The organism is Dyella jejuensis, from assembly GCF_044904675.1.
Taxonomy (GTDB): domain Bacteria; phylum Pseudomonadota; class Gammaproteobacteria; order Xanthomonadales; family Rhodanobacteraceae; genus Dyella_B; species Dyella_B jejuensis.
The window spans coordinates 223,827-237,563 of sequence record NZ_JADIKJ010000015.1; the positions used below are offsets into that span (position 1 = coordinate 223,827).

A 13,737-nucleotide genomic window follows, 5' to 3' on the forward strand; every position below is an offset into this window, starting at 1 on the left:
CGCTCACGCCAGATTGACTTGCACCTTCACTGCCGACCGCGGCGAGAGCGCGGCCGCCAGGGCGGACGAAAGCTGTTCACCCGTCAGCGGCTTGCGCAGGAATCCATCGATGCCCGCCTGGCGGATGCGAGCCGCTTCATCGCCCCGTGTGCCCAGTGCAATGATCGGCACGTGCTCGCCATCGCTTTCGCCCTGGCGCATCAAATGCGCCACCTGGAAACCATCGATGCCTGGCAGCTCCAGTTCGAGCAGGACTACGTCGCATGGTCCGAGCGCCATTTCAGCCAGCGCATTCAAGCCGTGCGTGGCGTAGCGCACGCGATGCCCCTGATGTTCGAGCATATGGCGGATGGCGTTTGCGGCGACGGGATCGCCATCGACCAGCAGCACGTCGCACACACGTCGGCGAGCCGGCGCAGGCATATCCGCCGCAGCCGGAAGCCGTGACATCTGCAAGGGCAGGCGTATCCGGAACGTGCTGCCTTCGCCGAGCGCCGATTCCAGCGTCATGCCGCCGCCCATCAGATTGACCAGCTCGTTGCAGATCGCCAGGCCCAGTCCGCTGCCAATGCTTCGCTGCGGCCCTTCGTCCTGTTCGAAGCGATGGAACATGCGTACCCGGCTGGTCTCGGAAATGCCCGGCCCGGTGTCGCTTACATCCAGGCACAGGTGATCATCCGTCCAGCCGGCGTGGATGATGATGCTGCCGCGCTCGGTAAACTTGACCGCGTTGTTGACCAGGTTGAACAGTACCTGGCGAATCCGCAGTGCATCGCCGACCAACGATGCGGGTACGTCATCGTTGATGCGCAGGCTGAGCGCCAGGCCCTTGGCCTGCGCAGCGCCGCGTTGCAGGCGCAGCACATCCTGCATCATCGGGCGCACTTCGAACGGCACGCTATCCAGCACGAGCTTGCCGGCCTCGATGCGAGCGAGGTCCAGGGCATCGTTCAAGAGTTTGAGCAGCACATTGCCGGCACGCTGCATCGACTCGGCGTAGTCGCGCTGCGTTTCATTGAGCGGCGTGGCGAGCAGCAACTCGGCCATGCCGATCACCCCCGTCATCGGTGTGCGGATTTCATGGCTGAGCGTCGCCAGGAAGTGGCTCTTGGCCGCGCTGGCCTGTTCGGCAATCTGGCGCCGCTGCTCGGCCAGCTGCATGCCATGCCGGTGCGCCATCCGGCGACGCCAGGCCAGCAGCAGCAATATGGCCAATGCCACCGCCAGTCCCGCGTAGAGCAGCCAGGCCCACCAACGCATCCAGGGCGGCGACTGCACCTGGATGCGCAGGGGTGTCTGCAATTGCATCCAGCCGCCGTCCGCGCCGCGCGCCGTGATGTCCAGCGTGTAATCGCCGCTGCCCAGGCCGGTGAATTCACGCTCGCCGTGGTTGTCCAGATCGACCCAATCGCTGTCGAACCCACGCAACCGGTAACGGTATTGGTTGGCTGACGGATTGATATACGAAAACACCCGGGCCTGGACACGCAGCTGGCTGTCGCGCCAGCTCACCTTTATCGGTGCGGGTCGTAGTGGAAGGTTACGCACCACGCCATGGCGCAGCACGCTGACCTGCGTGACCGATAGCGCGGGCGACACCGGCGCCTTCTCGACCTTGTCCGGATCGAAGCCCACCACGCCCCCGAGCGTGGCCGCATACAGGTAGCCATTGGGCAGCAAGGCAAAGCCGCGGCCGAATTCGCCGTTTGCCAAACCGTTTTGCAGGCCCAGCTGGTGGAAGCTTCCGTGCTCGGGGTTGAAGCGCCACAAGCCGTCGATGCTGAAAATCCACAGGCGACCCAGGCAATCGACATCCAGATCGACCGCCTGCAGCGAAGGCCAACCCCGGGCCGCATCGACTGTGCGATCGAGCACCAGCCCATCGCCTCGGCGGCGATAATGCGCCAGGCCGTCATCGGTGGCCAGCCAGATACCGGTGCGATCGAAGTCGAAAGCGTTGATGGATTGGCCCGCCGGTACGCCGGGCACCATCACGAAACGGTCGCGCGCGCGATCCAGCCACATCAGGCCGCCATCGCTGGCGTACCAGAAGGTGCCCTGGTAGAGCATCATTTCGCTGCCCCACATCACCTTTTCGTTCGGCCGGTCCATCGCCACCTGGGAAACCGCCAGCGTGTCCGGATCGATACGGAAGATGCCGTGACCGAAGGTGCGTGCATACATCTTGCCGTCCATGCCGGGTTCCACTTCCAGCGGACGGTTGAGTTCGTGCGTCTGCGGATCGACCTGATCGAGCCGGCCATGCACATAGTCATAGCGATACAGCGCGCCTTGCACGGCCACCCACAGGCGTTGGCGATCGTCTTCGGTCATGCCGAGCACTTTTCCGCGCAGGCCACTGAGCATGTGCTCCACGCCGCCCGTGACCGGATCGAGGCGATCGATCCGGCCGTCGCGCTCACCCACCCATACATGCCGGCCATCATGGCCGCGCGCCATGGTCGTCGCTGCCGAATCGCGCAGGCTGCCGGGGTCATCCGGGATATGCGTGAAACGGCTGAAGCTGTTCCAGTCCGGCGCGAGGTAAGCCACGCCGCCATCGAGCAACGCCACCCACAAACCGCCTTCGCGATCGACCAGCGTCTGCGAAATCCAGCTGCCGGGCAAGTTGCCATACAGCAGGGGCTGGTCGAACACGGCGGTCACCGGTCCATCGGGGCGCGATTGCAGATACATGCCGCGCTGCGTGCCGATCCACAGATGGCCGGCGGTATCGCGGGTGCTGACCATGACATTGGTGCCGGGTGGAATGACCGGTTCGCCAAACGGCCTGGCGATGCCATCGGCACCCACCACCAGCAGTCCGCTTTCAGCGGCGATGCGCACTTCCTGGCCGTTGCCATCGATGCGCCATGCGTCCATCGATTGCCGGGGATCGGCCGGCTTGATGCGCACGAAGCTGCCATCGAGTTCGCGCCGGAACACGCCGCGGTCCGAGCCCACCCACAAGCAGCCCTGCGGATCGGCATAGAGCGCGGTGACGGTGCCGAAGTCCGGCGCATATAAACCGAGCAACGGATTGGCGATATGTTCGAAGCCGCGCCCGTCAGGCCGCATGCGTTCGAGACCTTCGCTGGTGCCTACCCAGATCACGCCGTCGGGGGTTTGCGCGATCACCCACACGCGATCGCTCGCCAGGCTGTGCGGGTCGGAGGGATCGTGGCCCCAATGGATGAACTTGCCGGACGCGGCGTCGTACTGGTTCAAGCCGGCATCCAGGCCGCCCGCCCAGAGCCGCCCCTGCTGATCGACCAGCAATGAGGAAATTTCATTGTTGTAGAGCGAGCCGGGATCTTGCTCGATATGCCTGAACACCCGGAAGTGCACGCCGTCGAAGCGCGCGATGCCGTCCTTGGTGCCGAACCACATGGCGCCCTCGTCATCCTGCGCCATTGCGTTCACGCTGCTGCTGGGCAAGCCATCGTTCATGCCGTAGCGGCGGAACTGGGGGGTGGGCAGCGGGGCGGCGGCGGGCGTATGCGAGGCGGGCCGGGCCGGTGGCGCCGCGGAAGCGGCCGACGCGGGGCCGCCAGGTACGGAAGTACCCAGCATGAAGGCCAGCCCCAACATGAAAACCGCCACAGTGGCCCCCTCAGGCACGTCAGGCGGGGTGGTGCCCTTCACACACCCCGCACAGCGCGGATCATGCCAAATCCCGGGGTCCGCCGTGTGTCTTTTCTGCGACGGCTGTTGTCGCCTGCGCGACAACGATCCGTTTCCGCCCGCCGGCTGGCGACATCGGGGCGTTTCGGCCAGACTCCTAAGCATGGTCCGCCGCCTTCCCTATCTGTTGTCCTTGGCCTGCCTTGGATGCATGGCGCCAGGACCTTGCGTCCATGCCGCCTCCGCTACCTATCGCTACGACCCGGTGCACAGCCAGATCGTCTTCAGCATCGACCACGACGGCTTCTCGCGTCCGCTAGGCCGGCTGCATATCGCCCATGGCTGGCTGCGGTTCGATCCGGATGACTGGTCCGGCGCCGCCACCGAACTGGATCTCGACATGACGGGCGTGGACCTGGGCGATGCCGCCTGGAACGCCGCGGCATGCCAGCCCTCGCTGCTCGACTGCAAGGCTTATCCGATCGCGCATTTCGCCAGTACCTCGGTGGAACGCAAAGACGCCACGCATGGCGTGCTGCACGGCGTATTGAGCTTGCATGGCATCCACCGGCCGATCGACATTGCCTTCCGGGTCAACCGGATCGGCACGACGATCTACGGCATGCATACGGTGGCCGGCTTCTCCGCTACCGCCAGCCTCGACCGCACGGCGTTCGGCATCAACGGTTTTCCCCATGCCATCGGCCACGATGTAGCGCTATGGCTGGAACTGGAAGGCATCCGCGACAGTCAGACTTCCACCGCCGATAATCCGACCCATGGCAAGGAGCACCCATGAGCCTGCGCAACGACAACCGCCAATGGGGATCGGTTGCCAAGTTTTTCCACTGGGTCATGGCGCTGGGCATTCTCGGCAATGGCGCCTGGGGATTGCTGATGACCGGCATGTCGCCCTCGATGAGCAAGATCAATGTCTATGCGCTGCATAAGTCGATCGGCCTGACCATCCTGGCGTTGTTCGCGCTGCGACTCGCGTGGCGCCTGTTCGATCGCGCCCCGCCGGATGAACCTGCGCCGCGCTGGCAGCGCATCGCCGCCCATGCCACCCACGTGCTGCTGTACGGGTTCATCCTGGCCATGCCGCTGAGCGGCTGGTGGTACAACTCGCTGCACGGTTATCCGCTGCAATGGTTCAAGCAATTCAATCTGCCGGCGCTGGCGGCGAAGAACGACGATCTCGCCCATACCGCGCACGCCGTGCATGAATATCTGTTCTACCTGCTGTTGCTGGTGCTGGTCGGGCACGTCGGCGCGGCGCTGAAGCATCACGTTTTTGACCAGGACAATGTCTTGCGCCGCATGCTGCCATTCGGCCGCGTGCGCCACGGCAAGCCTTCCCCAGGAGAACTTTCATGACCGCCCGCGTTCGTTTCCTACCCTTCGCCTTGCTGTTGGCAGTGGCCGCCCCGGGCGTTGCCGGCGCCGCCGACTACACGGTGCGTCCGGGCAGCATGCTTGGTTTCAGCAGCAGCTTCCAGGGCAGCAGCTTCGATGGCCATTTCGATACATGGACGGCCACGATCCACTACGATCCGGCCCAACTGGCCAGTTCGGCATTCGATGTAACGGTCGATCTGTCCAGTGCAAAGACCGGCGACAACGATCGTGACAACGCCCTGCCAGGCACGGATTTCTTCGACGTCGCCAAGTACCCGCAAGCACACTTCGTCACCACCGCCTTTCACCAGCAAGGCGGCCAGGTGATCGCCGAGGGCATGCTTACGCTGCACGGTGTCACCAAGCCGGTGCGCTTGAACATCAACTTCAAGCCGCAAGGCAGCGGCGCGACGCTGGACGTAAGCGGCAGCCTGAAACGTCTCGATTTCGGTGTCGGCGGCGGTCAATACCAGGACACCTCGGTGATCGGCGCCGACGTTGCCGTGACGGCGCATCTGGTGCTTGGCGCGAAATAAGCAGCCGGCGGTAACCACTGGCTCTTGCGTTGAACCCAGCCAGCGCACGCTTCGCTTCAATGCCTTCGCAAGATTGCCCCTCACCTCGATCCTCTCCTCACTCCTCAAACCCGAGCACATCCGTGTGCTCTCCCCGCTTGCCCGCAGGGGAGAGGAGGAAAAGCGAGATGCTTTCGCAGTGGAGAAAAGCAGCGTGCTTGCGCGTTTGACGCCCTCTCCCCGCCGGGGAGAGGGCCGGGGTGAGTGGCAGCCGGCCCGGCTGCGCTCCGCGAGCGGTCGCACGCCTGGTTACTGCTCCGTCGGCTCCCCTATCCAGCGGGCCACGGCCGCGGCGTCGAACGGCCAATCCAGTTCCCGTCCATCGCGCAGGTCGCGCAATACCGGCACGCGCACGCCGTAGCGCTGCACGAGTTCCTGGCTGTCGTCGACCCAGATGCTGTCGAAATCCGGCGCACGCGCCTGCGCCAGCACCGCCAGGGCCTGGTCGCAAAGGTGGCAGTAGTCCCGCTGATAAAGAACAAACTCGGCCATACGGAGGCGAATACACTGCGGTCAGGTGGATGCCCGCGTAGAATAGCCAGTTCACTCCTGTCATCGCAGTGCATCCATGGCTGTCAGCGCTTTCGATATTTTCAAGATCGGCATCGGTCCGTCCTCCTCCCATACGGTGGGGCCCATGCGTGCCGCGGCGCGTTTTGCCGAACGCTGGCTGGAAGAGAAGGGCGTGCTCGACCGGGTCGCGCGCGTGCGAGCGGAACTGTACGGATCGCTGGCGATGACCGGCCGCGGCCATGGCACCGACAAGGCCGTATTGCTCGGCTTCGAAGGCGAACACCCGGACAAGGTCGACCCCGACCGTATTCCCGAAATCCTCAAGCGTGTGCGCACCAGCCAGCGCATCCGCATCCTCGGCAGGCACGAGATCGATTTCGAGGAAAAACGCGACCTGATATTCAACAAACGCCAGAAGTTGCCGTTCCATACCAATGGCATGCGCTTCAGTGCCTATGACGCCGACGGCAACGAGCTGGCCACGCGCGACTATTACTCGGTCGGCGGCGGTTTCGTGGTCAACCATGACGAGGCGGCGGAAGACCGCATCGTCGCCGACACCACCGAACAACCCTACCCCTTCGCCAGCGGCGATCAGCTGCTGGCGCTGTGCGAACAGCACCAGCTGACGATCGCGCAGCTGATGATGGAAAACGAGAAAGTGTGGCGCAGTGAGGCGGACATCCGCGCCGGCCTGCTGGCGGTCTGGAAGGCCATGCAGGGTTGCGTCGAACGCGGCTTGCGCTCGCCGGGGGTGCTGCCCGGCGGACTGAAAGTGACGCGGCGGGCGCCGGCCATGGCGGCCGAATTGCGTAACCAACCCGAAGCCGCGCTCAGGGACCCTCTCACCATCCTGGACTGGGTCAATCTCTATGCGCTGGCCGTCAACGAGGAAAACGCCGCGGGTGGACGGGTCGTGACCGCACCAACCAACGGCGCCGCCGGCATCGTTCCGGCCGTGATGCATTATTACCATCGCTTCTGCCCGAAGTCCGACGAGCATGGCTTGATCGATTTCCTGCTCACCGCTGCCGCGATCGGCATCCTCTACAAGGAGAACGCCTCCATTTCCGGCGCGGAAGTAGGCTGCCAGGGCGAAGTGGGCGTCGCCTGCTCGATGGCCGCTGGCGGGCTGACCGCCGCGCTTGGCGGCAGCGTCATGCAGATCGAGAATGCCGCCGAGATCGGCATGGAACACAACCTCGGCCTCACCTGCGATCCCATCGGCGGCCTGGTGCAGATTCCTTGCATCGAGCGCAACGCCATGGGTTCGGTCAAGGCCATCAATGCCAGCCGCATGGCGTTGAAGAGTGACGGCAAGCATCGCGTGTCGCTCGACAAGGTGATCCGCACCATGCGCGACACCGGTCGCGACATGAAGGATAAATACAAGGAAACATCGCGCGGCGGTCTGGCCGTGAATGTCATCGAGTGCTAAGGCTCGTGCTCTCGCATCCTTCTTTCCAGGAAAGGATGCAGGAGCCTCTACGCACATCCGGCCAGGGAGACATCCCGGCAAAAGCGCTCAGCGCGATCCTCGATCGAACACGATGCAGGCAATCGCACCGTTGGCATCGGTGCGTGGACGGATGGAAACATCCCATCCGTAGAGTTCGCACAGGCGCCGCACGATGGCCAACCCCAGCCCTGCGCCGCTGCCGCCCGCGCCTTCGCCACGCACGCCACGCTGGAACAGGCGTTCGGCATCTTCCGGCTTGATGCCGGGACCGGTGTCGATCACTTCGATGCGTCCGTGCTCCACCTGCACGCTCACGCGGCCTTCCAGCGTGTACTTGATCGCGTTGCCGATCAGGTTGGTAAGCGCGACCGACAACACCGACGCAGGCGCATTCACGCTGACCGAATCGCCCCGCAACAGCTCGATATCGACCGGTTTGTCGCGCAACTGCGGCCGCTGGCTTTCGATCACGTCGGCGGCCACCTTGGCCACGTCGGTGGTTTCGCCGCGCGTGGGGCCGCGACGTTCGGCGCGCGACAGCAACAGCAGCGCCTCGATCAGCTCGGTGGCCTGGCGCGAGGCGCGCTCGATGCGTTTGAGGCGCTCGCGCAGCTTGTCGGTGAGATCGGGCGAGCCTTGCAGCAATTCGGTCGTGCTGGCGATAACGGCCAGCGGCGTGCGCAATTCGTGGCTGACGTCGGAGTTGAATTCGCGGTCGCGCTCGACCATGGCGGTGAGGCGGGTGGAGTATTCATCCAGCGCCTGCGCGAGCTCGCCGACTTCGTCATCAGCAAAATGGGGAGCCAACGGTTCGGCACGCCCTGTCTTGCGGAAATCGCGCAGGCGCGTTGCCAACTCGCTAACCGGCTTGAGCACTTTGCGCGAAAGCCACAATCCGATAGCAAGCGACAGCAGGCTAAACAAGATGACCGCCGCAACCAGCGAGGTGATGAGTTGGCGTTTGCCCAGATCCTCACGGCTGATGTCGTAGCGAATAAATCCAATGATGCCGTCTTTGCGACGTACCGCAAGCTTGTAATGCCTAGGATGACCACCAGCATCCGTTTCGTACATATCGTGGACGCCGGTATCAAGATTCTGCCAAGCAAGCGGCATCTTATAGATCGTGCGATCGCTCTTTATCCAGGCCTCGACCAACTCGGACGCAACAGGTTGGTTGGGATTGGCAATCGTCTTGTCGACCGCCTGATCGACGTCGCTTTGCAACGCCACTGCGACAAGCTGGTCTTCAACCTTGGCCCGCACATACAGCGAGGCCATGGCAAACAACGCACTCAGTCCGAAGCCGAACAGCGCGAAGGAGACGATAAGGCGGAACCGCAGCTTACGCCTGGACTGCATCCGGATCGACCATGCGGTAACCGATGCCGTGCCTGGTGTGAATCAGCGCCTTGTCGAACGGCTTATCGATCGCGGCACGCAGACCGTGGATATGCACGCGCAGGCTGTCGCTGTCGGGCAATTCTTCGCCCCACACTTTCTGTTCCAGATCCTGGCGCGTGACGACCGAGGGGCTGGCTTCCATCAATGCCTGCAGCAGCTTCAGGCCGATCGGGTTGAGCTGGATCGACTTGCCTTCGCGGGTGACCGTGAGCGTATCCAGGTTGTAGGTAAGGTCGGCCACCTTCAGCACGCGGCTCTGCGGCCCCTTGCCGCGGCGCGCCAGCACTTCCAGGCGTGCGGCCAGCTCCTGCAGGGCGAACGGCTTGGTCATGTAATCGTCGGCACCGGACTCGAAGCCGGTGAGTTTCTGCTCCAGCGCATCACGCGCCGTCAGCATCAGTACCGGGGTCTGCTTGTGGGCCTCGTGCCGCAGCTTGCGGGCGACATCCAGGCCATCCATGCCCGGCAGGGTCAGGTCCAGCACGATCACGTCGAAGTCGTGCACCACGGCCAGATGCAGCCCGGTGACGCCATCTCCGGCGAAATCCACTACGTGGCCCCGATCTTCCAGGTAATCGCCAATATTGGTGGCGATGTCGCTATTGTCTTCAATCACCAGAACGCGCATGCGTCTCTCCGCTACGCAGCCGGCGCACAGGCCGGAGGAGGTCCAAGCTTAACGAGTGCGCGCGGCAAATGTTAAGCGCCCTGCTGAACACCGTGGCCGGGTTCGCTCGAGGCAAAGAAAAAGCCCGGATGCCGCGACATGTGTCGCTACACCCGGGCTGAAGCTACTGCCCCGATACCGTCGCCTGCTGTCACCGGACCTTGCGATTGAAGTGGCGAGCAAACAAACAGTGCAGCCTTTATAGGGGTGGGGGGGTTACGCGGCAGTTAACTTGCGCTCACTGGCAGGTTAATCCGGCGATATCACTCACGGATGACGCATGGGCGGTCCAGGGCTGTTGCTCGCCGGACAAGGATGAGCGAGTGCGTGTGCGGACGTACACGATCGATTGATGACGCCCCTGGCGGGCAAACTCGGGTGAGCGTTTCGCGAACAGTACGAGCAGGCCCCTCGGCTAATCGCGCCTGGCGGGCTTTCCTGCATGGCGCTCCAGGTGCTGGATGATGTGTTCGGACACGTTCACGCCCGAAGCCGCCTCGATGCCTTCCAGCCCTGGCGAGGCATTCACTTCCAGCACCAGCGGACCGCGCCGGGAACGCAGCAGGTCCACCCCGGCGATGCCCAGCCCCAGCGCTTGCGCGGCGTCCACCGCGATACGCTTCTCGGCCGCTGTCAGCTTGGCCGCCACCGCGGTGGCGCCGCGATGCAAGTTGGCACGAAATTCCCCGGGCAGCGCTTCGCGTTGCATGGCGGCAACCACCTGCTTGCCCACCACGAAACAGCGCAGGTCACTGCCCTTGGCTTCGGCGATGAACTCCTGCACCAGGAAGTTGGCGTACAAGCCGCGGAAGGCTTCGACCACGCTCTGCGAAGCGCTGCGCTTTTCCGCCAGCACCACGCCCGTGCCCTGGCTGCCTTCGTTGAGCTTGATGACGTGCGGCGGGTCGCCGAGCATGTCCAGCACGTCGGTGGTGTCGTCCGGGTTGTCGCCGAATACCGTCACCGGCATGTCCAGGCCCTTGGCGGCAAGAATCTGCAGGCAGCGTAGCTTGTCGCGCGCGCGCAGCACGGCGTCGGAGGGGTTGGGCGTATACACGCCCATCATTTCCAGCTGCCGCAGCACCGCCGTGCCATAGAACGTACTCGAGGTGCCGATGCGCGGGATCGCCGCGTCGATATCGTGCAGCGCCTTGCCCTTGTAGCGAATCTCCACCTCGCCCGGCGCGATGCGCACATAGCAACGCAGCGGATCGAGCACGCGCACCACGTGGCCGCGCTCGCGCGCCACTTCCACCAGCCGCTGGGTCGAATACAGCCGCGTATTTCGCGAAAGGATGGCGATTTTCATGACTTGTCCATCATCGTCGTGTGCGCGGGTCTGGGGAGGGTATAGGAAAGTGCGGGATTAACCGTGAAACGCCCGGCCAGCGCGGTGCGGCCCAGCAGCATGGGAAACAGCATGTGCCGGCGATCGGTCAGATTCATGTCAACCTCAAAACGCTCGCCGGCCAGCATGACCTGGGTGCGGATGAACCATCGCTCGCTGCGGCCGCCACCGGTGTCCATCACCACGCGACGATCACACGCCGGCGCTTCGCACTGCACGTGCCGCGCCGCGCGGCGGCCGAGCCCGACCATGAAGCGCAGCCAGGTATCGCCATCGCGCACGAACGTCTCCAACTCATCCACGTGCAACGAACTGGTGCGGGCACCGGTATCGAGCTTGGCCTTGAGCACAGGGATGCCGAACTGGGGCAACGCCAGCCGTTCCCGCCAACCGAGGGTAATCACGTCCGCCATATCAGCTCACGCTGTCGGGTTGGAAAATCTCGGTGGGGAACCGGAGGGATGGAAGCATGGAGCGGGTGAAGGGAATCGAACCCTCGTCAGTAGCTTGGGAAGCTACAGCTCTACCATTGAGCTACACCCGCTTTGCGTCCGGCGATGGTAACCGGCGGATGCGGCTTTTGGAATCCTGGAGCGCGCACGTTCCAGGTTCGCTTGGCAACGCCCGGTGCTCTTCGATGGCGTTTTCCTGAACTGCCCGCGCCACCATGGCATGCGGCAGATGCCGCCATCACGCGCCGTGCGCATAATCGAGCTGCAACAGCTATCCACAGACGCCGACGAAAGCGCGACCGTCTCGCGCGCCACAGCACGGAGAGTCGCATGCGTGCATTCGAATTTGCGGTTCCGTTCTCGCGCGGCTGGCGGTTGCTGTTTGCCGCCTTGCTGCTAGGAGCAGGCGCAGCCCATGCGCAAACGGATGCCGGCGATCCGCCGGCGCGGGTGGCGCGCGTGGCTTACGCGGCCGGTGATCTGGGGCTGATGCCCGCGGGCAGTACCGCGTGGAGCGCGGCCGATATCAACCGACCGCTGACCAATGGCGACAAGCTGTCCAGCGGGCCGGATGCCAAGGCGGAACTGGACCTCGGCGGCGCGGCGCTGCGCATCGCCGGCGGCAGCGACCTGGGAGTGCTCAATCTCAATGAGCAGATCGGCCAGTTCGAGCTGACCCAAGGCACCTTGAACCTCAGCGTGCGCAACCTCGATCCGGGCGCCAGCTATGAAATCGATACCCCGACCCTGGCGTTGGTGCTCAACCAGCCCGGCATTGTCCGGGTGGACGTGGACGGCGACGGCAATGCCACCTCGGTAACCGTATTCGACGGCGTCGCGACGGTCTACGGCGAGAACCATGCGCAGCGCGAGGTTTACAGCGGGCGCCATTACCAGTTCAACGATTCGGCATTGAACAACGTCGTGGTCGACGACAGCGAAGGTGGCGATGCCTTCGATGTGTGGTGCAGCGGGCGCGATGCGCAGGAAGCAAACAGTGCCGGCGCTCAATACGTCTCGGACGACGTGGTTGGCAGTGACGACCTCGACAATTGGGGCAGCTGGGAGGAAGACGAAGACTACGGGGCTGTCTGGTACCCCGCCAATGTGGCGGTCGGCTGGGCGCCCTACCGGTTTGGCCATTGGGTATGGATCGCGCCCTGGGGCTGGACCTGGATCGATGATCTGCCCTGGGGTTTTGCGCCCTATCACTACGGACGCTGGGCATTCATGCATAACCGTTGGGGCTGGATACCTGGTCCGCGCCGCATGCGCCCGGTCTATGCGCCAGCGCTGGTGGCCTTCGTCGGCAGCGGCAGGAGTGGCCCGGTCGGCTGGTTCCCGCTGGGGCCGCGCGATGTCTACAACCCGTGGTATCGCGCATCGCGCAACTATTACACCGGGGTGAACCTGTCCAACCTGGATGGCGGCCGTTACGGCGATCGTGGCGCACTGGCCACTGCCATCCATCATCAGTACGCCCTCTACCAGGGCGGGCGTCCGATACCGGCTTCGGCCTATACCTATCGTCATGCTGCCCATGCGTTGACAGCGGTCTCCGCACAAGCGTTTGCCAGCGCCCGCAACGTGCAGAGCAGCCAGGTGCATCTGAATGCGCAACAGATGGCCGCCGCCTCGGTGCTGGCGCCGGCCGCCTTGCAACGTCCGGCAGCGGCCAGCTTCGGCCGGCCGCGTGCCGTGAGTGCACGGCCGCTGCCCTCGGCTGCATTCAATCGCACGGTGGTGGCGGTCGGGCGACCGGCAGCGGCGCTGGCCGCTACCGCTTCGGCCCGTGCCGGACGTCCGGCATCCCAGGTACGCATCCTGGATGCGCACGTGAATGCGGCGCCCAGGGTCATCACCGGCGAAGGTTTCGCACGCCCTGCCACGCGGGGGGTGCCGGCTGCGTCGCGCCCGGCGGCACCGTCCCTGCCGCAGGTGCCGCACTTCGAGCAGGCCCAGCAGATCCGGCCCATCGAGCAGGCACCGCGCGCCCAGCCGCAGCCCTCCGTGCAAGAAGAGCAACAGCGTTTCGGCGCGGCCCAGCATTCACACGAGTACGTTCCTGAGCAGGCGCGTCCCTACGCGCCGATGCGCGAGCCCAATCCTTCTTACGAGCCGCAGCCACGCCAATACGGGATGCCACAGTACGCGCATCCCGAGCAAGCGCGCCCGCAGGAGTTCCATCCGTCGCAGAATGCGCCGCACCCGCGCGAAAGCGCGCCGGCGTCGCCACGCAATGACAGTCAGCATTGAAGGGCGGTGGCCCGGCTACCGCACACCAGTGCGGCCATCGC

The 13,737-nt window shown here is 64.4% G+C and carries 11 protein-coding genes and 1 tRNA gene; 5 read left to right on the forward strand and 7 right to left on the reverse strand.

Features of this window, described 5'->3' with window-relative positions; translation table 11 throughout:
• Nucleotides 1-3: 3 nt before the first annotated feature.
• The gene (locus ISP15_RS14105) at nt 4-3,591 is read right to left on the reverse strand and encodes a hybrid sensor histidine kinase/response regulator (RefSeq protein WP_404548252.1); all 3,588 of its coding nucleotides are present in this window, start codon (nt 3,589-3,591) and stop codon (nt 4-6) included.
• Between the two features lie 244 nt (nt 3,592-3,835).
• On the opposite strand from ISP15_RS14105, the gene ISP15_RS14110 reads away from it, so the two are divergent.
• Genes ISP15_RS14110 through ISP15_RS14120 form a run of 3 tightly spaced genes read left to right on the forward strand, consistent with a single transcriptional unit; the run spans nt 3,836 to nt 5,558 of the window.
• A complete protein-coding gene (locus ISP15_RS14110; RefSeq protein ID WP_404548253.1) occupies nt 3,836-4,423 on the forward strand; it encodes a YceI family protein in 588 nt (195 codons plus the stop codon).
• Nucleotides 4,420-5,001, forward strand: coding sequence for a cytochrome b (locus ISP15_RS14115; protein ID WP_404548254.1), 582 nt, complete (start codon nt 4,420-4,422; stop codon nt 4,999-5,001). The genes ISP15_RS14110 and ISP15_RS14115 overlap by 4 nt, the downstream gene beginning before the upstream one ends.
• On the forward strand, nt 4,998-5,558 hold the full coding sequence (locus ISP15_RS14120; protein WP_404548255.1) for a YceI family protein: 561 nt from the start codon (nt 4,998-5,000) through the stop codon (nt 5,556-5,558). The genes ISP15_RS14115 and ISP15_RS14120 overlap by 4 nt, the downstream gene beginning before the upstream one ends.
• A 288-nt stretch (nt 5,559-5,846) precedes the next feature.
• Here the strand turns inward: ISP15_RS14120 and ISP15_RS14125 are convergent, their stop codons facing one another.
• Nucleotides 5,847-6,089 (reverse strand): glutaredoxin family protein, encoded by a 243-nt coding sequence (locus ISP15_RS14125; protein WP_404548256.1) that lies wholly within the window; start codon nt 6,087-6,089, stop codon nt 5,847-5,849.
• Between the two features lie 76 nt (nt 6,090-6,165).
• On the opposite strand from ISP15_RS14125, the gene ISP15_RS14130 reads away from it, so the two are divergent.
• Nucleotides 6,166-7,548 carry an L-serine ammonia-lyase gene (locus ISP15_RS14130; RefSeq protein WP_404548257.1) on the forward strand — a complete coding sequence of 461 codons (1,383 nt, stop codon included), beginning with the start codon at nt 6,166-6,168 and terminating at the stop codon, nt 7,546-7,548.
• 87 nt (nt 7,549-7,635) lie between these two features.
• On the opposite strand, the gene ISP15_RS14135 is transcribed toward ISP15_RS14130, so the two are convergent.
• The 5 genes from ISP15_RS14135 to ISP15_RS14155 form a co-directional block, all read right to left on the reverse strand.
• Nucleotides 7,636-8,931: a sensor histidine kinase gene (locus ISP15_RS14135; protein WP_404548258.1), complete on the reverse strand. Its 1,296-nt coding sequence runs from the start codon at nt 8,929-8,931 to the stop codon at nt 7,636-7,638.
• Entirely contained in the window at nt 8,915-9,601 is a 687-nt protein-coding gene (locus ISP15_RS14140; RefSeq protein ID WP_126673328.1) for a response regulator transcription factor, read from the reverse strand. The genes ISP15_RS14135 and ISP15_RS14140 overlap by 17 nt, the downstream gene beginning before the upstream one ends.
• A gap of 454 nt (nt 9,602-10,055) precedes the next feature.
• Nucleotides 10,056-10,949 (reverse strand): 30S ribosomal protein S6--L-glutamate ligase, encoded by an 894-nt coding sequence (gene rimK / locus ISP15_RS14145; protein WP_404548259.1) that lies wholly within the window; start codon nt 10,947-10,949, stop codon nt 10,056-10,058.
• The gene (locus tag ISP15_RS14150) at nt 10,946-11,401 is read right to left on the reverse strand and encodes an ATP-dependent zinc protease family protein (protein WP_404548260.1); all 456 of its coding nucleotides are present in this window, start codon (nt 11,399-11,401) and stop codon (nt 10,946-10,948) included. The genes rimK and ISP15_RS14150 overlap by 4 nt, the downstream gene beginning before the upstream one ends.
• A gap of 57 nt (nt 11,402-11,458) precedes the next feature.
• Nucleotides 11,459-11,532 (reverse strand) — tRNA-Gly (locus tag ISP15_RS14155).
• Between the two features lie 238 nt (nt 11,533-11,770).
• On the opposite strand from ISP15_RS14155, the gene ISP15_RS14160 reads away from it, so the two are divergent.
• On the forward strand, nt 11,771-13,696 hold the full coding sequence (locus ISP15_RS14160; RefSeq protein ID WP_404548261.1) for a DUF6600 domain-containing protein: 1,926 nt from the start codon (nt 11,771-11,773) through the stop codon (nt 13,694-13,696).
• Nucleotides 13,697-13,737: the final 41 nt, after the last annotated feature.